Raw genomic sequence first — 17,566 nt, forward strand, 5'->3', positions numbered from 1 at the left:
CTTTGAAATTCCTCCATGGCAACACCTAGTTGTCACAGTTCACCGGGGACCGCAGGCAAGAGCCGTTCTACTTTGCATGGGGTTGTTTTCGACTTTTTGCCGGAGCGGGTGAAGCGGCTAGCATTCACACCCCATTCATCCCGGTTCCCGTTCCATGCGGCCGTTCATGGAGAGGGACCAGACTTATGTACATTTCCAACGAAGGCCTGCTCGTCATCCTGTTCGTCGGCCTGGTGGCCGGCTGGCTCGCCGGCAAGGTGGTGCGCGGAACGGGGTTCGGGATCATCGGCGACATCGTGGTCGGCATCGCCGGCGCGCTGGTGGCGAGCTTCCTGTTTCCGAAGCTCGGCATTCGCCTCGGCACAGGCCTGGTCTCGGAGATCGTCTATTCCGCCATCGGCGCGGTCATCCTGCTGCTGGTGGTGCGGCTGGTGCGGGGCGGCGGCCGGTTCTAGTAACCGCCCGGTTCGATCGATCGGAACTAGCCGCCTCTCCAGGACTGGGGAGGCGGCGGCGGCCACTGCACCAAAAAGCCGCAAAGACTGTGAATTACCGGACTTGCGTGCGGGGCCATCAGGGGTAGATGTGGGCTATCAGGATTTTGGATGAACCCGGCTGCGTTGGACGCAGCGCGAACATGATGTTAATCCGGGGCGAGTACCCTGAATTGCCCGTGAAATCAGGGGCCTTGGCCCCCACCTGAAAGAGATCAGACTGATGGCAGCCGGTCCTGGCGTCCGCCGTTCAGAACTCGGTGACGCCTTGCGCGCTTGTCGCACGGCGTTCATCGGCGTCGGCTTGATGAGCTGCATGATCAACCTGCTCTATCTGACCGGGTCGATCTTCATGCTGGAGGTGTACGACCGGGTGCTGCCGAGCCGCAGCGTCCCGACCCTGGTCGGCCTGATCATCCTCGCCAGCTTCCTCTACATGGCGCAGGGTGTGCTCGACATGATCCGCAACCGGATCCTGGGGCGGATCGGCACCGCGCTCGATGAAGCCCTCAACAAGCGCGTGTTCGACACCATCGTGCGCCTGCCGCTGCTGGTCGGCAGCCGCAACGAGGGCCTGCAGCCGCTGCGCGATCTCGACAACGTCCGCTCCTTCCTCGGCGGCATGGGCCCGAGCGCGTTCTTCGACCTGCCCTGGCTGCCGCTCTATCTCGCCATCTGCTTCGCCTTCCACGTCATGATCGGCGTCACCGCCCTGGCCGGCGCCATTATCCTGGTCGGGCTGACGCTGGTCACCGAGTTCATGTCCCGCCAGCCGGCGCGCGAGGCGATGGGGCTTGCCGCCCAGCGCAACGATCTCGCCCAGGCCAGCCGCCGCAACGCCGAAGTCATGGTGGCGATGGGCATGGCCGGCCGGATGAACGAGCGCTGGAGCGAGGCCAACGAAAAATACCTCGCCGGCAATCAGCGCGCGAGCGACGTCGCCGGCGGTCTCGGCGCGGTCGCAAAGGTGCTGCGCATGATGCTGCAATCGGCCGTGCTGGCGGTCGGCGCCTATCTCGTCATCCACCAGGAGGCGACCGCCGGCATCATCATTGCCGGCTCGATTCTGTCCGCCCGCGCGCTCGCGCCGGTCGATCTCGCCATTGCGCACTGGAAATCCTTCGTCGCGGCGCGCCAGAGCTGGCACCGCCTCACGCGCCTGCTGGAGCAGATGCCGGCGCAGACGATGCCGACCCAGCTGCAGGCGCCCACGAGCCGGCTCTCGGTCGAAGGCGTCGCCATGGTGCCCCCCGGCGACCAGCGCCTCATCGTGCAGGACATCACCTTCGCGCTCGCCGCGGGCAACGGCCTCGGCGTGATCGGCCCGAGCGGCTCCGGCAAATCGTCGCTGATCCGCGCGCTGGTCGGGGTCTGGCAGCCGGTACGCGGCAAGGTGAGGCTCGACGGCGCGGCGCTCGATCAATGGTCGTCCGACATGCTCGGCCGGCACATCGGCTATCTGCCGCAGGACGTCGAATTGTTCGGCGGCACCATCGCCCAGAACATCAGCCGGTTCGATCCCGAGGCGACGTCCGAGGGCATCATCGCGGCGGCGAAAGAGGCCGGCGTGCACGAGATGATCATCAAGATGCGCGAGGGCTACAACACGCAAGTCGGCGAGCAGGGCACGGCGCTTTCCGCCGGCCAGGCGCAGCGCGTGGCGCTGGCGCGCGCACTCTATGGCAACCCCTTCCTGATCGTGCTCGACGAGCCCAACTCCAACCTCGACACCGAAGGCGACGAGGCGTTGACCCGCGCCGTCCGCGCCGCCCGCGAGCGCGGCGCTATCGTCGTCGTGGTCGCGCACCGCCCGATCGGCGTCGAGGCGGTCGACCAGGTCCTGGTGCTGCGCGACGGCCGCATGCAGGCGTTCGGACCCAAGGAGCAGGTGCTCGCCCAGGTTCTGCAGCCGCGTGTGACGCCGCCGGCCCCGATCAAGATCGTCAGCGAAGGCGGAGTTGCCAAGCCATGAGCACGATGGCCATCGGCGGCCCGAAGCCGGCCGCGAACAAGACCGTACGCGAATCCATCAAGTTTCACCTGATCCTCGGCTTCGTGATCGTGCTGGTCCTTGTCGTCGGTCTCGGCGGCTGGGCCTCGACCGTGCTGATCTCGGGTGCGCTGATCGCGCCGGGCCAGATCGTGGTCGAATCCAACGTCAAGAAGGTGCAGCATCCGACCGGCGGCGTGGTCGGCGAGGTGCGCGCCCGCGACGGCGACCTGGTCAAGGCCGGCGACATCGTGGTGCGGCTCGACGACACCGTCACCAAGGCCAACCTTGCCATCGTCACCAAGAATCTCGACGCCGCGCAGGCACGTGCCGCGCGCTTGCAGGCGGAGCAGCGCGGGGTCGACAGGATCGAATTTCCGCCATCCCTGCTCGAGCGTGCCAGCGATCCCGACGTCAAGCTGCTGCTCTCCGCCGAAACCAAGCTTTTCGACGTCCGCGTCAACGGCCGCACCGGACAGAAGGCCCAGCTTCGCGAGCGCATTACGCAGCTCAACGAGGAGATCGCGGGCCTCAGCGCCCAGGAGAAGGCCAAGGATCAGGAGATCGCGCTGGTGCAGAACGAGCTCACCGGCGTGCGCGAGCTCTACGACAAGCGTCTGGTGCAGATATCGCGCCTGACCCAGCTCGAACGCGACTCGGCCCGTCTCAACGGCGAACGCGCGCAATACATCGCTTCGCGCGCCCAGGCCAAGGGCAAGATCACCGAGACCGAGCTGCAGATCATCCAGGTCGACAAGGACGTTGTGAGCGAGGTCTCCAAGGATCTGCGCGAGACCAACGACAAGATCGGCGAGCTGATCGAGCGCAAGGTCGCCGCCGAAGACCAGCTTCGCCGCATCGACATCCGCGCGCCGCAGGACGGCATGGTGCTGCAATCCACGGTGCACACGGTCGGCGGCGTCATCACCGCCGGCGACGCGCTCATGCTGATCGTGCCGCAAGCCGACGATCTCCAGGTCGAGGCCAAGGTCAATCCGGTCGACATCGACAAGCTCCAGATCGGCCAGAAGACGCTGCTGCGCCTCTCCGCCTTCAATCAACGCACCACGCCGGAGCTCAACGGCCTCGTCAGCCGTGTCTCACCCGACGTCACCACCGACCAGCGCACCGGACAGAGCTACTACACCATCCGCGTCTCGATGCCGGCCGAGGAGATCGCCCGTCTCGGCGAGGTCAAGATGATCCCGGGCATGCCGGTGGAAGCCTTCGTCCAGACCGGCGACCGCACCATGCTGTCCTATCTGATGAAGCCGCTGCACGACCAGCTGATGCGGGCGTTCCGGGAAAAGTGACACGCGAAAGCGCGTCATCCCGGAGCGCGCTTAGCGCGCATCCGGGATCTCGTGCGGCACACGCGGTCTCGTAGGGTGGGCAAAGGCGCAACGCGCCGTGCCCACCATCTTTCCCACGAACAAGTTGGTGGGCACGCTTCCGCCTTCGCTCTTCGAGCTACGGCGGACAAGTCGCTTTGCCCACCCTACGGCACCGCCTTCTTTGCTATAGTTCGACTCAAAGCCCCAGCAACCCGGCGGTCGAACAATGCAATCCCCATCCTCCATCGCCACCGAATCCTTCTCCGACGCCTCCCTCGCCGTCGCGCGGCTCGAAGAGATCTATGAGCGCAACACCAAGTTCCTGCGCGACCGGTTCGAGGCCTATGTCGGCGGCGAAGCGATCACGACGCGGGTGCGCGCCTATTATCCCTTCGTCCGCCTCACCACCGCGACGCATGCGCGGCTGGATTCGCGTCTCGCCTACGGCTTCGTCGCCGGGCCCGGCGTGCATGAAACCAGCGTGACGCGGCCGGATTTGTTCCGGAGCTACCTTATCGAGCAGATCGGCCTCCTGATCCAGAATCACGGCGTGCCCGTCGAGATCGGCGAGTCCGCCGAGCCGATCCCGATCCACTTCGCCTATCGCCGCGACATCAACATCGAAGCTGCGATCACCACGAGCGAGAATTCCCCTGTCGCGCGATCGCTGCGCGACGCCTTCGACGTGCCCGATCTCGCCACCATGGACGATTCGATTGCCGACGGCACCTTCGAGCTTCGGCCCGGCGCGCCCGAGCCGCTGTCGCTGTTCCGTGCTGCCCGCGTCGATTACTCGCTGCGCCGGCTCTATCACTACACCGGCACTGACCCCGAACATTTCCAGAATTTTGTTATTTTCACCAACTATCAGTTCTATGTCGACGCCTTCGCGCAGCTCTGTCAGCAGCGGCTCCAGTCCGGCGAGGCCGGCCTTGAAGCCTTTGTCGCGCCGGGCAATGTCATCACGCGCAGCGGCGGCGCAACCGGTGGCGTTGCGCCCGCGCGCATGCCGCAGATGCCGGCCTTCCACCTGGTCATGCCGGACTACCGCGGCATCACGCTGATCAACATCGGCACTGGTCCGTCCAACGCACGCAACGTCACCGACCATGTCGCGGTGCTGCGCCCGCATGCCTGGCTGATGCTCGGCCATTGCGCGGGCCTGCGCAACACGCAGCGGCTCGGCGATTACGTGCTCGCGCACGGCTATGTGCGCGAGGACCATGTGCTCGATCGCGAATTGCCGCTATGGGTCCCGATCCCGGCGCTGGCCGAGATGCAGGTCGCGCTGGAAGAGGCGGTTGAGGACGTTACCGGCCTCGAAGGTTTCGAGCTCAAGCGCCTGATGCGCACGGGGACGGTGGCGAGCGTCGACAACCGCAATTGGGAGATCTCCGGGCCTGAGGTGATCCGACGCATGTCGCAGTCGCGCGCGGTCGCGCTCGACATGGAATCGGCCGCGATCGCCGCCAACGGCTATCGCTTCCGCGTTCCCTACGGCACGCTGCTCTGCGTCTCCGACAAGCCGCTGCACGGCGAGATCAAGCTCGCGGGCATGGCCAGCGAATTCTACCGCCGCCGCGTCGGCCAGCATCTCGAGATCGGCCTGAAGGCGCTGGAACGGCTCAAGCAGCAGGAATCGGAGCGGCTGCATTCGCGAAAGCTGCGCAGCTTTGCCGAGGTGGCCTTCCAGTAAAGGACACTGGAACTGTCGTACGCATGCTGACGCCTCCATGAGCGCAGCGTCCCGGAATATTGCCGCCGAGGCAGGGTTATCAATTGGTCCGGGGCCGCTTGAAACACAGGAGGCAGACATGAGCGCAGCGATGATCAGGCGCGTCGTGTTGGGTACGTTCGCGGCAGCCCTATTGTGCTCGCCGGCATTTGCCGCGGGCGGAGGCGGCGGTGGCGGAGGCGGGGGCGGCGCCAGTTCCACGGATCCGTACGCCGGCGCTTATTCGGATCAGAAGTCGCAGCCGACCTATCCGAAGCGCCCGGGCGCCAAGGCAACCCAGAAAGGCAAGAAGCCGAACAATCAGTCCAGCATCGGCGATCCCGCATTCGCGGCCGGCTACCGCGTGGCCTATGACACGATCTACGGGCGCAACGACTACGCGGCCGCGATCGCGCAATTGAAGTCGCTCGGGCATGACGATCATCCGAATGTCGCCAACCTCATCGGCTACTCCTATCGCAAGCTCGGCGACTACGAGCAATCGCAGGTCTGGTATGAGCGCGCATTGAAGGCCGATCCGAACCACGTGCTGACGTGGCAATATTACGGGCTGTGGCAGCTCGAGCGGGGCAATCGCGAGCAGGCGCTTTATCATTTGAGCCGGATTGCCTCCATCTGCGGGACCGGTTGCGAGGAGTATCGGTCGCTGGCCGCGGCGCTCGACAGGCCGACCGGCACGGCGCTCGTCTACTGAAGCTGGAGAGCAGCCGGTTCGTCGAGCCGCTGCTGATGGGCGTCGGATGACCGCCACGTCCTTCGGCGCGGATAGTGACAAGGCGTCAGATTTTCAGCATTGTCCCGTTCGGGGGCGCGAACGGGACAATTGGATGCCGCTGACGCGCGACAAGATCATCGGCCATGACCTCGAACGGCTGGCCTTTCGCTTCACCATGCTGAGCGGCGACGAGGTCGTGCAGTGCCAGATCAGCGACGCCGCGATGGACGAGCTCGCGGGCATGCAGGGCACCGAAAGCAGCGCGCGGCAGGCGCAGTTCTTGTCGTTGCGCGAGACCATCGAGCGGATCGCGTCAGATCTCTACGACGAAGCACCGCGATTCCAGGGATATGTGGTGCGGATCTTCATGAGGCATTTGGGGCGGTGATGCCACATACTCCGGTGTCATCGCCCGCGCAGGCGGGCGATCCAGTACTCCGAGACAGTTGTGATTAAATCGATGGGCCGCGGCGTACTGGATGCCCCGCTTCCGCGGGGCATGACAGCGGTATTTGCGGCGAGACTATTCTTACTCATTCGAGAAGCAGCTCACCGCTCCAATTTCCTCAACAACAGCCTCAGCGCCGTCGCCGCGAACATTTGCATGTTGCCGAGCCGGTCGTTGTTGCCGGTCTCCAGCGTCATGACCTCCGCCACAGGTCCGCTCACCGCCATGCAGCTATGGCCGGCGGCGTCGCCGTAGCGGTTGCCGGTGGGGCCGGCTGCACCGGTCTCGGACAGGCCCCAGTCGCTGCCAAAGCGCGTTCGCATCTGCTTCGCCAGCAGTTGCGCGTAGGGCTCCGACGAGGAGCGAAAGCCCTTCATGCCCTCGTCCGAAATATCCATCAGCACGCGCCGGGCATCGCGGGTGTAGACGACCGCGCCGCCGAGGAAATAGGCGGACGCGCCGGGCACCGCGAGCAGGCTGGCCGCGATTAGGCCGCCGGTCGAAGATTCCGCGACAGCAATGGTCTGTTTGCGCACGATCAGTTTGGCTGCGACCTGTTCCGCAATGCCGACGAGCTCTTTCATTCCGCAACCCCTCATTCCTTCGCAACCGAGCTCAGCCTTCCTAGCATATGACAGGACGCTTGGCTGAGTTGCGGGCGACGGGCAGGCCTGCTTGAATGGCGGGTACAAGAAGAGACATGCGAGGGAACGTGAGAAGGGAGACGTCATGGCGTCCCTGATCGCCGGCGGGGTGGATTGCGACGTGCATCCGGCCGTGCCGCATCTGACCAGCCTGCTGCCGTACCTGAACGACTATTGGCGCGATCAGGTGACGACGCGCGGCATGGTCGACCTTATCTCGCAATCCTATCCTCAGAGTTCACCGATTACGGCGCGGCCAGACTGGCGCCCCGAAAGCGGAAAACCCGGCGAAAGCCTGGAGGACATGCAGCGCCATGTGTTCGATGCTTTTAAGCTCGAACATGCCATCTGCAATCCGCTCTACGGCGTGCAGATGGTGTTTTCGGAAGATTTGCAGGCCGCCTTCTGCCGTGCGCTGAACGACTGGTTGGCGCACGAGTGGCTCGATCGCGACAAGAGGCTGCGCGGCTCGATCGTGATCCCGACGCAAAGCGTCGAGAAGGCCGTGGCAGAAATCGAGCGCTGCGCGCAGGACAAGCGCTTCGTCCAGGTGCTGATGCTGGTGATGGGCGACACGCCGCTCGGCAAGCGCGCGCTGTGGCCGATCTATGAAGCCGCGGAACGGCTGGAACTACCCGTCGGCATTCACGCGGGTTCCGCCTATCACAATCCGCCGACCGCCGTGGGATGGGGTTCCTACCACATCGAGGATTATGTGGGGCAGGCCCAGGCGTTCCAGACCCAGCTCACCAGTCTGATCGTCGAGGGCGTGTTCGCCAAATATCCGCGCCTGAAAATGGTGATGCTGGAATCCGGCGTCTCCTGGATCTCTCCCTATCTCTGGCGCCTGCACAAGTTCTGGCGCGGCGTGCGGATGGAGACGCCTTGGGTCGACCGCGCGCCGCTGGATATTGTGCGCAGCAACATCCGTTTCTCCTTACAGCCATTTGATGCGCCGCCGGACGAGGCGACATTAATTCGCCTGTTTGATCATATGCAGTCCGACGAATTGGTCCTATTCTCCACGGACTATCCGCACTGGCAGTTCGACGGCCAGGACGCGCTGCCCGAAGGTCTCACCCCCGATCTCGTGCGCAAGATCATGATCGAAAATCCACATGCGACCTATCCCCGCCTGAAATGAGCCCGCTGCCAAAGGAGGCAAGGCGATGAATATCCAATTCCGCGAGAGCCAAGAAGCCGCTTCCCCACTGACCGTCAAAACCGCGATCGCGGACTGCGACATCCATCCGGCACGCGCCACCCGCACCGAGCTTTATCCCTATCTCGCCAAACGTTGGCAGCATCATCTCGAAGTCTACGGCGTCCATGCCTATCAGGGCATGATGGAAGGCCCGCCCTATCCGAAGGCCCAGCCCAACGCCTCGCGCCGCGATGCCTATCCGCCCGAAGGCGGCCCGCAGGGCTCCTCGCTGTCCTTCATGCAGAAGCAGCTGCTCGATCCCAACAACGTGCAGCTGGGCGTGCTCAATCCGCTCAACACCGGGCAGGGCATCCGCAATCACGAACTCTCAGCCGCTTTGTGTTCGGCGATCAACGACTGGCAGATCGACAAATGGACCAGCAAGGACAAGCGGCTCAAGGCCTCGATCGTCGTCGGCAATGAGGACGGGCTGTCGGCCGCCGCCGAAATCCGCGAGCGCGCCGGCGACAAGAACTTCGTGCAGGTGCTGCTGCTCAGCCGCAATGTCGAGCCGCTCGGCCAGCGCCGTTACTGGCCGATCTACCAGGCCGCGGAGGAAGCCGGCCTTCCCGTCGGCGTCCACGCCTTCGGCTTCGGCGGCAATCCGATTACGCCGTCCGGCTGGCCGTCCTATTACATCGAGGAGATGGTGGGGCACTCGCAATGCCAGCAATCGGCGCTGGCGAGTCTCGTGCTGGAGGGGGTGTTCGAGCGCTTCCCGAAACTGAAGATGGTGATGATCGAGGCTGGCTTCGGCTGGGCGCCGTCGCTGGCCTGGCGGCTCGACAAGACCTGGCAGCGCCTGCGCAGCGAGGTGCCGCATGTAAAGCGGCCGCCGTCGGAATATATCCGCGAGCAGGTATGGTGGACGACGCAGCCGATGGAGGATCCTGAAAGCCGCGAGGATCTGTTCGATGTCATCAACTGGATCGGCTGGGATCGCCTGTTGTTCGCCACCGACTATCCGCATTGGGACTATGACGAGCCCTCCCGCGTCTTGCCTCCAGGCGTCAGCGAGGCCAATCGCGAGGCGTTCTATCTCGGCAATGCGTGCGCGCTGTACGGGATTGGTTGATGGCGCGGCATGTGATCGCGCCGGTCGATGAACTGCCGCCGGGGACGCGAAAATTTCTGGAGATCGACGGGCGGCCGATTGCGGTCTTCAACATCAAGGGTGAATATTTCGGCCTGATGAACCGTTGCCCGCATCAGGGCGCGGCGCTGTGCGAGGGCCCGCTGATCGGTCTTGCGCAGTCGAAGGAGCCCGGCGAGATCGAATACACCAGGCTCGGGGAGATCATCCGCTGCCCCTGGCACGGCTGGGAGTTCGACATCCGCACCGGCCAGTCCTATTGCGATCCCCGCCGCTTCCGCGTGAAGGCCTATCCGGCCCATGTCGAGCCGGGCGCGAGCGTGGTGAAGGGGCCATATGTGGCCGAGACGATCCCGGTGAAAGTCGAGAGCGATTACGTGGTGGTGGAGCTGTAGCCCCATCTCTTTACCCTCCCCTGGAGGGGGAGGGTCGATCGCGCGGAGCGCGAGCGGGGTGGGGTGATCTCTCCCCAGGGGCAGCGTTCGATGCGGAGGGACCTTCACCCCACCCCGTCTCACATTATCGCTGCGCTCAATGTGAGCCGACCCTCCCCCTCCAGGGGAGGGTAAGAGGCGGCGATGATCGAAGCGACCATCAACGCCCCGCCACAGGCTCGGCCACCGCATCATATGTCGGCACCGCCTTGCCGCCGCCGCGGTACACCGTCGAGGCCGCGATGATGCCGAGCAGTGCAGCGAGCATCAGCCAGAAGCCGGGCGAGGCCTTGTCGCCGGTATGCTCGATCAGCAAGGTCGAGGCGAACGGCGTGAAGGTGCCGAACAGGGCGGCGGCGAGCGCGAAGGCGAGCGAGAAGCAGGTGGTGCGCACATGCGCCGGCACGATCTCGACCAGCGCGCCGAGCATGGTGCCACTGTAGACGCCGAAATAGAACGAGAACATCATCTCGACCGCGAGCAGCTTGCCGAAGCTCGGGGCCGTCACCAGCCAGTGCAGCGCCGGGTAGGCGGTGACGAGCGACATGCAGGCGATCGCGATCAGCACCGGCTTGCGGCCGATCCGGTCGGACAGCGCGCCGCCGACCGGGTTCCAGAAGAAGTTGGTCACGGCGACGAGCAACGTGACCAGCAACGCGTCCTGCGTCGACAGCTTCAGCACGGTCTTGCCGAAGGTCGGCGTGTAGACGGTGACGAAGTAGAACGTCGTCGTGGTCAGGATCGCGATCATCATGCCGAGGATGACGATGCGCCAGTTGGCGAGCGCGGAGGCGAACACCTCGCTGGCCGTCGGATGCTTTTTCATGGCGAGGAAGGCCGGCGTCTCCTCCAGCGTCCGCCGCAGGACAAAGATCAGGGGGATGATCAGGCAGCCCACGAAGAAGGGAATGCGCCAGCCCCAGGCGGCGACGGTGTCGGCCGGCATCACCTCCGAAAGGATGTAGCCGAGGATCGAGGCGACGAAGATCGCGACCTGCTGGCTCGACGACTGGAAGGAGGTGTAGAAACCGCGATTGCCCGGGGTGGAGATCTCCGAGAGATAGACCGACACGCCGCCGAGCTCGACGCCGGCGGAGAAGCCCTGCAGCAGACGTCCGACCAGCACGATGATGGGCGCGGCGATGCCGATGGTCGCATAGCTCGGGCAGAATGCGATGACGACGGTGCCGAAGGCCATGATGGCGAGCGTGACGATCAGGCCCTGGCGGCGGCCGATGCGGTCGATGTAAGCGCCGAGCACGATCGCGCCGACCGGCCGCATCAACGCGCCGAGCCAGAACACGCCGAAGGTGTTGAGCAGCGATGCGGTCTCATCAGAGGAGGGGAAGAACGCCTTGCCGATCGCGGCGGCATAGAAGCCGAACAGGAAGAAGTCGAACTGCTCGAGAAAATTGCCTGACGTGGCGCGCAGGATGGCGCCGATGCGCGATTTGATCGCGGGTGGATTGGTCGATGCGGCTGGTCCAGCCATGGCGTTGCTCCCCTTGGAAAGGTCTGGCCGGACCGGGAAATCATCCCACGGCAAGGCGACAGAGGCTGCGACAATCTGCCACGCCTCTTCCCGCGCGAGGCGGGGGGAGTCAATCCGTTTTGCGGAGGAAGCTGCTGATTTTTCAGGCCTTATTTTGCGTTGCAGCAATCAGCCATTGGCGGAATGCGGTCAGCTTCGGTGCTTCGCGGCGCCCCTCGGGCGCGACCAGGTAGAAGCCGGCGTCGGCCGGCAGCGCGATCTTGAAGGGCACCACGAGGCGGCCCTTGGCGATGTCGTCCTGGACGTAGGAGGTCCGTCCCATCGCGACGCCAATGCCGTCGATCGCGGCCTGGATGGTCATGAAGATCATGTCGAAGGTGATACCGGGGTGCCTCGCGATGTCGGCCGGCAGGCCTGCCGCGGTCAGCCAAAGCCGCCAATCGTCGCTGTTGGCGCTTGAGGTGTGCAGCAGCGGATGGTTTCCCAGATCTTCGGGCCGGCGCAGTGGCTTGTCGCCACGCAATAGCGACGGACTGCACACCGGAAACAGCTCATCCGCCATCAGCCAGTCGGCGCGCAGGCCCGGCCATTGGCCGCGGCCGTAGCGGATCGCGGCATCGACATTGTCGCGTTGGAAGTCGACGAAGCTGGTCGAGGTGGTGATACGAACGTCGATGCCGGGATGCTGCTCCTGGAAATCCGTCAGCCGCGGCAACAGCCATTTTGCGGCGAGCGAGGCCAGCGTTGAGACCGTCAGCACCTTGTCGTCGTCCTTGCGCAGCAACCGGTCGGTCGCAAGCCGGAGGTCGTTGAAGGCAGCGCGGACGCCGGGGAGGTAGTCGCGCGCCTCCGGGGTCAGGGCCAGCGCACGGTTCTGCCGGATGAACAGGCGGATGCCGAGCTCCTCCTCGAGCCTTCGGATCTGATGGCTGATCGCGGTCTGCGTCACGTTCAGCTCGGCCGCCGCCAGCGTGAAGCTGAGATGGCGCGCGGCGGCCTCAAACGCCCGCAATCCGTTCAGGGACGGCAATCTGGCAGTCATTTGGCAGCAGGATACATGACGTTATTTCATGCGAAAAGGTACAAATTGTCGTTTGTCGCAGTGCACCAGGAAGCAGATATTAGCGGACAACTTAGCTCCAGGAGCTGAAAATGTCTACTTTGACTGACAATTGGATGACAAATCATCATGCACCGGGCCTGATCGAGCAGATCGGCGAGACGCTTCACGTCTGGCACGAGCGCTACCGGACCAGGCGCGAACTCACGCACTGGACCGCGCGTGATCTCCACGATGTCGGGCTGTCCTGGTCCGACATCGCCTACGAGGCCGACAAACCCTTCTGGCGGGCCTGATTGGCCGCCAGGCCGGCGCCGCCTCATCAGAGGGGCGCCGGCGGTCCTTTTTGTCTCGAGCATGTGTCATGACCGTTCTTCGCCTGGAAGATCTGAAGCAATATTCGGACACGCTGCGCACCCGGCAGGGTGAGGCGCTCAATGTCCGCTTCGTCGAGCCGCGCGATACCGACGAGCTTCAGCACTATTTCCGCTCGCTCTCGACCCGCTCCCGCTACAACCGTTTCTTCGGCGCGATCAGCGAGCTGCCGAACGGACTGCTGCACGACTTCCTTCAGATCGGCGAGCGCGAACGTTTCACCGTGGTCGCGACCATGATGGTCGACGGCTTCGAGACCATCGTCGCCGAGGCGCGCTATGCGCTGCAGGCCGAAACCGCGACGCTTGAATTCGGCCTGTCGGTTCATGATCGCTGGCAGGGCCACGGCATCGCCACAGCGCTTTTGAAGAATCTCGAATGCCGCGCGGCCGCGCTTGGCGCCGAGCACATCTTTGGCGACACGCTACGCTCCAACGAGGCCATGGTCTCGCTCGCCCGCAAATCCGGTTTCGCCTTCGTCAATCACCCTGATGATTGGAAGCTGGTGCGCTTCGACAAGGAGATCAGCGTCGCGGCAAAGGATATCCCCTGCGCGAGCTGGCGCCTCGCCGCCCTTTCCCGTCAGGCCGAAAGCCCCTCAGCCTCGGTTTGACATCACTGCAAGCCCGGCCTGGTCATCCAGCGCCGGGCGTTTTTTTTGCTTGCAGATCCGTCATCCTGAGGTGCGAGACGCGCGGCGCAACGCGACGCGCGGGGAGCCTCGAAGGATGAGCGGCCCCTTCTGCATCCCCGGTGTCGGACTTCGCGCAGCAACAGTCGGGCCGTCGCCCTTCGAGGGCCGCTGAAGAAGCGGCCACCTCAGGGTGACGGTCATAGATCTTCGAACGCTGCTACTTCCCCGTGAACACCGCTTTCCGCTTCTCGATGAAGGCCTGCACCGCCTCCTTGTGATCGGCGGTCGTGGTAAGGCGGATCAGCCGTTCGGCTTCGTGGTCGCGCGCGGTTTCGAAGTCGAACAGCACGGCTTCGTCGAGATTATCCTTCATGTAGCGCAGCGCGAGGCGCGGGCCTTCGGCGAGCGATTTGGCCAGCGCGAAGGCCTCGGCTTGCAATTTGTCATCGGGCACGACTCGGTTGACGAGGCCGATGGCCTCGGCGCGCGCGGCATCGACACGGTCGCCGGTGAACATCAGCTCGCGCGCCCGCGCGGTGCCGACGAGGCGGGTGAGCAGCCAGGCGATGCCGTAATCACCACTCAGCGCGATACGGGCATAGCCGGTGGCGACGAAGGCCGATTGCGCGGCGATGCGGATATCACAGGCCATGGCGATGGCGAGTCCGGCGCCAACCGCGGGCCCGGGCAGGGCGGCGATGGTCGGCTTGCGCACCGACACCAGCGCGCCGGTGAGCAGCCGTTGCCGTTCCTGCAGATCGGCGATGCGATCTTCCAGCGGCATCTCGAGCTTTGCCTTGTCGCGATGGGCGCCCATGCCCTTGACGTTGCCGCCGGCGCAGAACGCTTCGCCCGCGCCGGTGATCAGCAGCGCGCCGACGCCGGGGTTCTCGCCGCAGCTGCGGATCATCGTGCGCAGCGCCGGTGTCAGCGTATCCGACAGCGAATTGCGCGCGTCCGGCCGGTTAAGTGTGATGACAGCGACGCGGTCGCGGATGACGCAGAGGAGCTCGTTGGTGCCGGTGTCGATGGTGGTTTCACTGCTCATTATTCCTCCCCACTCTCGTAGGGTGGGCAAAGCGAAGCGTGCCCACCATTGCTTTTCGCGTCCGAGATGGTGGGCACGGCGCGTTGCGCCTTTGCCCTCCCTACGGCATCTCGCCTCAGAACTTCTCCACCCAGGGCCGCAGCTCGAGCTCCCAGCTCCAGGCGCTGCGCGGCTGCTGCAACACGTTCCAATAGCTCTGCGCGATCGCGTCGGGATCGAGCATCGAATCCGGCTTGTCTTCGGCTTCCGTCCGCGCCGCGCTACGGATGCCGCCGTCGATCACGAAATGCGCGACATGAATGCCTTGCGGCGACAATTCGCGCGCCAGGCTCTGCGCGAGGCCGCGTAGCGCAAACTTGCCCATCGCGAACGAGGCCGACTGCGCGTAGCCCTTGACGCTGGCGGAGGCGCCGGTGAACAGGATCGCGCCGTGCTTGTTCGGCAGCATGCGTTTTGCAGCCTGTTGCGCAACCAGAAAACCGCCATAGGCGCTGACCGCGATCGCGTTGGCGACGTCGGCAGGGACGAGGTCGACGAACGGCCCGCGCGTGCGGCCGCTGGCATTGTAGACCACGAGGTCGGGCGTGCCGATCTCGCGCTCGACCAGGCCAAACAGCCGCTCGACCTCCTCCGGATCCGCCGCGTTGCAGGCATAGGCCTTCGCGCCGGTCTCGCTACAGAGCGCGCCCAGCTTCTCGATCTTGCGCGCCGCCAGCGCGACGCGAATGCCTTGCGCAGCCAGCAAGCGCGCCAGCGAAGCGCTCAGGCCTTCGCCGGCACCGACGATGAGGGCGATCTTGTATTTCGGATGTTCCATGGCGTGATCTCTCGCAGACGGGAAGCCGTTGATCTATGCATGGTCCGCACGGACAACCAGCCGGGACGTTCACAATTCCGCAGGGCGAGTTTGCTCCCTCGCGGCGATCATGCCGCCCTGACGATTTGCGGCTTTATCCGCATCCGCCGCTGGAGCATGATCGACATCATTCCAAGCGGCAAGCGCCAAATCAGCGCAAAATGTCCGCACGACGGAAACCAAGAGGACGATCATGCCCAAGCCGGCCCCAGCGCAGCCGAAGAATGTCGTGGCCGCATCATCCGGACTGCTGGCGCCCGACACCACGGGGATGAACTTCTACCGCGCCGATCCCGCGCTGACCGACCTGCTCCGCATCCATCTCCCGGAAAATCTGTTCCGCCATATCGAGCCGCATCTCGATCGTCTCGGCGAACTCGCCGGCGGCCGGCTCGACGACTGCGCGCGGCTCGCCGACCGTCATACACCGGTGCTGCACCAGCGCGACAAGTTCGGCCGCGACGTGCAGTGGATCGAATATCACCCGGCCTATCGCGAATTGGAGAACGCGGCGTTCGGCGAGTTCGGCATCCACGCGCTCTCGATCCGCAAGGGCATCATGGGCTGGCCGGACAAATATCCCGTGGTGGCCAAGCACGCCTTCACCTTCCTGTTCAACCAGACCGAATTCGGCATGGGCTGTCCGATCAACGTCACCGACGGCTGCGCAAAGCTGCTGGCGAATTTCGGCAGCGAGGCGCTGAAGGCGAAATATCTGGACGGCCTGACCCAGACCGACATGAGCAAGCTAACGCAAGGCGGCCAGTTCATGACCGAGAAGGAGGGCGGCTCCGATGTCGGCACGCTGACCACGCGCGCGGTGCAGGAGGGCGACCATTGGCGCCTCACTGGCGAGAAATGGTTCTGCTCGAATGCGGATGCGAAAGTGGTAATGCTGCTGGCGCGCCCCGAAGGCGCCGGCCCCGGCACGCGCGGCGTCGGCCTGTTCCTGATGCCGCGCTTCCTCGACGACGGCTCGCAGAACCACTACCGGATCGTGCGTCTGAAGGACAAGCTCGGCACACGCTCGATGGCCTCGGGCGAGATCAAGCTGGAAGGCGCGATCGCCTATGCGGTCGGCAAGCTCGACCGCGGTTTCGTGCAGATGGCCGAGATGGTGAATTCGTCGCGGCTCTCCAACGGCGTCAAATCCACCGCGCTGATGCGCCGCGCCTATCACGACGCGATGACGGTGGCGACAAATCGCGTGGTATTCGGCAGCCGCATCATCGACCTTCCCCTCGGCCGGCGGCAGATGCTGAAGATCATGCTGCCGGTCGAGCAGGCGCTGTCGATGAGCTTCCTCACTGCGGACGCGCTCGACCGCGCCGAGGCCGGCAGCCAGGATGCCGCGGCGCTGCTGCGCATCCTCACCCCGACGCTGAAGTTCCGCGCCACGCGCGATGCGCGCAAGGTCTGCGGCGATGCGCTCGAGATGCGCGGCGGCATCGGCTATATCGAGGAATTCGCGACGCCGCGCCTGCTGCGCGATGCGCATCTCGGCTCGGTCTGGGAAGGCACCGGCAACATCGTCGCGATTGATGCGCTCCGGCGCGCAGTCGGTCGCCATGGCGCGGAATCCGCGCTGTCAGCCGATCTGCATGCGCGGCTCGATGACAGTGCATCCGTGCCGCAGGCCTGGCGCGACAATCTACGTGGCCTCGTCGATCGTGCGGTGGGTTTTGCGCGAGAGGTCGCGGGGAAATCCGAGAACGAGGCCGATGCGCGTCGTGCAACGAGTCTGCTCTATCATGTCGCCAGCGCCGTCGCGTTCGCCTGGGAGGCACATCGCATCCACGAGATGCGCGGCGATGCGCGCCGGTTGCTGTTGTCGCGGCTCGTCATCGATCATCGGGTGGCGCCAAGCGATCCGTTCCGGCTGACGGAAAATGCGACGCAAGCCAGGATCGCCGCGCTGCTGCTCGGCGACAGCTCAGCCGGCATGAGCGAGGTTGGCGAACTGGTTCTGGCAGCGTAGGCTGCACGCCACGATCGAACCAAGAAACGCGA

18 protein-coding genes are annotated in these 17,566 nt (G+C 64.8%); 12 read left to right on the top strand and 6 right to left on the bottom strand.

Annotated elements, in window-relative coordinates; genetic code table 11:
* Positions 1–185 precede the first annotated feature (185 nt).
* The 6 genes from BM190_RS10675 (at position 186) to BM190_RS10700 (ending at position 6,656) form a co-directional block, all read left to right on the top strand.
* Entirely contained in the window at positions 186–455 is a 270-nt protein-coding gene (locus BM190_RS10675) for a GlsB/YeaQ/YmgE family stress response membrane protein (RefSeq protein ID WP_018321362.1), read from the top strand.
* A 262-nt stretch (positions 456–717) separates the two neighbouring features.
* Positions 718–2,466: a type I secretion system permease/ATPase gene (locus BM190_RS10680; RefSeq protein ID WP_092254209.1), complete on the top strand. Its 1,749-nt coding sequence runs from the start codon at positions 718–720 to the stop codon at positions 2,464–2,466.
* Positions 2,463–3,797: an HlyD family type I secretion periplasmic adaptor subunit gene (locus tag BM190_RS10685; protein ID WP_018321364.1), complete on the top strand. Its 1,335-nt coding sequence runs from the start codon at positions 2,463–2,465 to the stop codon at positions 3,795–3,797. The genes BM190_RS10680 and BM190_RS10685 overlap by 4 nt, the downstream gene beginning before the upstream one ends.
* A 247-nt stretch (positions 3,798–4,044) precedes the next feature.
* Positions 4,045–5,514, top strand: a complete 1,470-nt coding sequence (locus tag BM190_RS10690) for an AMP nucleosidase (protein WP_092254211.1) — start codon at positions 4,045–4,047, stop codon at positions 5,512–5,514.
* 118 nt (positions 5,515–5,632) lie between these two features.
* Positions 5,633–6,247, top strand: coding sequence for a tetratricopeptide repeat protein (locus BM190_RS10695; RefSeq protein ID WP_092254213.1), 615 nt, complete (start codon positions 5,633–5,635; stop codon positions 6,245–6,247).
* A 133-nt stretch (positions 6,248–6,380) separates the two neighbouring features.
* Entirely contained in the window at positions 6,381–6,656 is a 276-nt protein-coding gene (locus tag BM190_RS10700; protein WP_020508771.1) for a DUF1488 family protein, read from the top strand.
* Between the two features lie 161 nt (positions 6,657–6,817).
* Here the strand turns inward: BM190_RS10700 and BM190_RS10705 are convergent, their stop codons facing one another.
* Positions 6,818–7,300 (bottom strand): CinA family protein, encoded by a 483-nt coding sequence (locus BM190_RS10705; RefSeq protein ID WP_092254217.1) that lies wholly within the window; start codon positions 7,298–7,300, stop codon positions 6,818–6,820.
* A gap of 145 nt (positions 7,301–7,445) precedes the next feature.
* Here BM190_RS10705 and BM190_RS10710 point away from each other — a divergent pair, with 145 nt between their 5' ends.
* From BM190_RS10710 to BM190_RS10720, 3 genes are read left to right on the top strand one after another with little or no spacing between them, the layout of a single operon-like run.
* Entirely contained in the window at positions 7,446–8,504 is a 1,059-nt protein-coding gene (locus BM190_RS10710; protein WP_092254219.1) for an amidohydrolase family protein, read from the top strand.
* A gap of 25 nt (positions 8,505–8,529) precedes the next feature.
* Positions 8,530–9,639, top strand: coding sequence for an amidohydrolase family protein (locus BM190_RS10715; RefSeq protein ID WP_092254221.1), 1,110 nt, complete (start codon positions 8,530–8,532; stop codon positions 9,637–9,639).
* On the top strand, positions 9,639–10,052 hold the full coding sequence (locus BM190_RS10720) for a Rieske (2Fe-2S) protein (protein WP_018321371.1): 414 nt from the start codon (positions 9,639–9,641) through the stop codon (positions 10,050–10,052). Before BM190_RS10715 ends, BM190_RS10720 begins: the two co-directional genes overlap by 1 nt.
* Before the next feature lie 199 nt (positions 10,053–10,251).
* Here BM190_RS10720 and BM190_RS10725 read toward each other — a convergent pair whose 3' ends face one another.
* Together BM190_RS10725 and BM190_RS10730 are read right to left on the bottom strand one after the other, a co-directional pair.
* Positions 10,252–11,583, bottom strand: a complete 1,332-nt coding sequence (locus BM190_RS10725; protein ID WP_018321372.1) for an MFS transporter — start codon at positions 11,581–11,583, stop codon at positions 10,252–10,254.
* A 142-nt stretch (positions 11,584–11,725) separates the two neighbouring features.
* Positions 11,726–12,625 (bottom strand): transcriptional regulator GcvA, encoded by a 900-nt coding sequence (locus BM190_RS10730; protein WP_018321373.1) that lies wholly within the window; start codon positions 12,623–12,625, stop codon positions 11,726–11,728.
* Positions 12,626–12,735: 110 nt separating this feature from the next.
* On the opposite strand from BM190_RS10730, the gene BM190_RS10735 reads away from it, so the two are divergent.
* Together BM190_RS10735 and BM190_RS10740 are read left to right on the top strand one after the other, a co-directional pair.
* Positions 12,736–12,939, top strand: a complete 204-nt coding sequence (locus BM190_RS10735) for a DUF1127 domain-containing protein (protein ID WP_092254223.1) — start codon at positions 12,736–12,738, stop codon at positions 12,937–12,939.
* Between the two features lie 68 nt (positions 12,940–13,007).
* Positions 13,008–13,631 (top strand): GNAT family N-acetyltransferase, encoded by a 624-nt coding sequence (locus BM190_RS10740; protein WP_092254225.1) that lies wholly within the window; start codon positions 13,008–13,010, stop codon positions 13,629–13,631.
* Positions 13,632–13,869: 238 nt separating this feature from the next.
* Here BM190_RS10740 and BM190_RS10745 read toward each other — a convergent pair whose 3' ends face one another.
* The 3 genes from BM190_RS10745 to BM190_RS40355 form a co-directional block, all read right to left on the bottom strand.
* Positions 13,870–14,700, bottom strand: a complete 831-nt coding sequence (locus tag BM190_RS10745) for an enoyl-CoA hydratase (protein ID WP_018321376.1) — start codon at positions 14,698–14,700, stop codon at positions 13,870–13,872.
* A 115-nt stretch (positions 14,701–14,815) separates the two neighbouring features.
* Positions 14,816–15,517, bottom strand: a complete 702-nt coding sequence (locus tag BM190_RS10750) for an SDR family NAD(P)-dependent oxidoreductase (RefSeq protein ID WP_092254227.1) — start codon at positions 15,515–15,517, stop codon at positions 14,816–14,818.
* A gap of 69 nt (positions 15,518–15,586) precedes the next feature.
* On the bottom strand, positions 15,587–15,757 hold the full coding sequence (locus tag BM190_RS40355; RefSeq protein ID WP_177237026.1) for a hypothetical protein: 171 nt from the start codon (positions 15,755–15,757) through the stop codon (positions 15,587–15,589).
* Between BM190_RS40355 and BM190_RS10755 the strand changes: the two genes are divergently transcribed.
* The gene (locus tag BM190_RS10755; RefSeq protein WP_092254229.1) at positions 15,750–17,534 is read left to right on the top strand and encodes an acyl-CoA dehydrogenase family protein; all 1,785 of its coding nucleotides are present in this window, start codon (positions 15,750–15,752) and stop codon (positions 17,532–17,534) included. The genes BM190_RS40355 and BM190_RS10755 overlap by 8 nt on opposite strands.
* Positions 17,535–17,566 lie beyond the last annotated feature (32 nt).

The sequence above is a fragment of the Bradyrhizobium sp. Rc3b genome (assembly GCF_900114915.1).
Lineage (GTDB): Bacteria > Pseudomonadota > Alphaproteobacteria > Rhizobiales > Xanthobacteraceae > Bradyrhizobium.

Coding starts and splice junctions, on each gene's coding strand:
- BM190_RS10720 (WP_018321371.1), top strand. CDS start 9,639: ATGGCGCGGCATGTGATCGCGCCGGTCGATGAACTGCCGCCGGGGACG.
- BM190_RS10715 (WP_092254221.1), top strand. CDS start 8,530: ATGAATATCCAATTCCGCGAGAGCCAAGAAGCCGCTTCCCCACTGACC.
- BM190_RS10690 (WP_092254211.1), top strand. CDS start 4,045: ATGCAATCCCCATCCTCCATCGCCACCGAATCCTTCTCCGACGCCTCC.
- BM190_RS10700 (WP_020508771.1), top strand. CDS start 6,381: ATGCCGCTGACGCGCGACAAGATCATCGGCCATGACCTCGAACGGCTG.
- BM190_RS10755 (WP_092254229.1), top strand. CDS start 15,750: ATGCCCAAGCCGGCCCCAGCGCAGCCGAAGAATGTCGTGGCCGCATCA.
- BM190_RS10740 (WP_092254225.1), top strand. CDS start 13,008: ATGACCGTTCTTCGCCTGGAAGATCTGAAGCAATATTCGGACACGCTG.
- BM190_RS10725 (WP_018321372.1), bottom strand. CDS start 11,583: ATGGCTGGACCAGCCGCATCGACCAATCCACCCGCGATCAAATCGCGC.
- BM190_RS10750 (WP_092254227.1), bottom strand. CDS start 15,517: ATGGAACATCCGAAATACAAGATCGCCCTCATCGTCGGTGCCGGCGAA.
- BM190_RS10705 (WP_092254217.1), bottom strand. CDS start 7,300: ATGAAAGAGCTCGTCGGCATTGCGGAACAGGTCGCAGCCAAACTGATC.
- BM190_RS10695 (WP_092254213.1), top strand. CDS start 5,633: ATGAGCGCAGCGATGATCAGGCGCGTCGTGTTGGGTACGTTCGCGGCA.
- BM190_RS10745 (WP_018321376.1), bottom strand. CDS start 14,700: ATGAGCAGTGAAACCACCATCGACACCGGCACCAACGAGCTCCTCTGC.
- BM190_RS10680 (WP_092254209.1), top strand. CDS start 718: ATGGCAGCCGGTCCTGGCGTCCGCCGTTCAGAACTCGGTGACGCCTTG.
- BM190_RS10730 (WP_018321373.1), bottom strand. CDS start 12,625: ATGACTGCCAGATTGCCGTCCCTGAACGGATTGCGGGCGTTTGAGGCC.
- BM190_RS10710 (WP_092254219.1), top strand. CDS start 7,446: ATGGCGTCCCTGATCGCCGGCGGGGTGGATTGCGACGTGCATCCGGCC.
- BM190_RS10675 (WP_018321362.1), top strand. CDS start 186: ATGTACATTTCCAACGAAGGCCTGCTCGTCATCCTGTTCGTCGGCCTG.
- BM190_RS10735 (WP_092254223.1), top strand. CDS start 12,736: ATGTCTACTTTGACTGACAATTGGATGACAAATCATCATGCACCGGGC.
- BM190_RS10685 (WP_018321364.1), top strand. CDS start 2,463: ATGAGCACGATGGCCATCGGCGGCCCGAAGCCGGCCGCGAACAAGACC.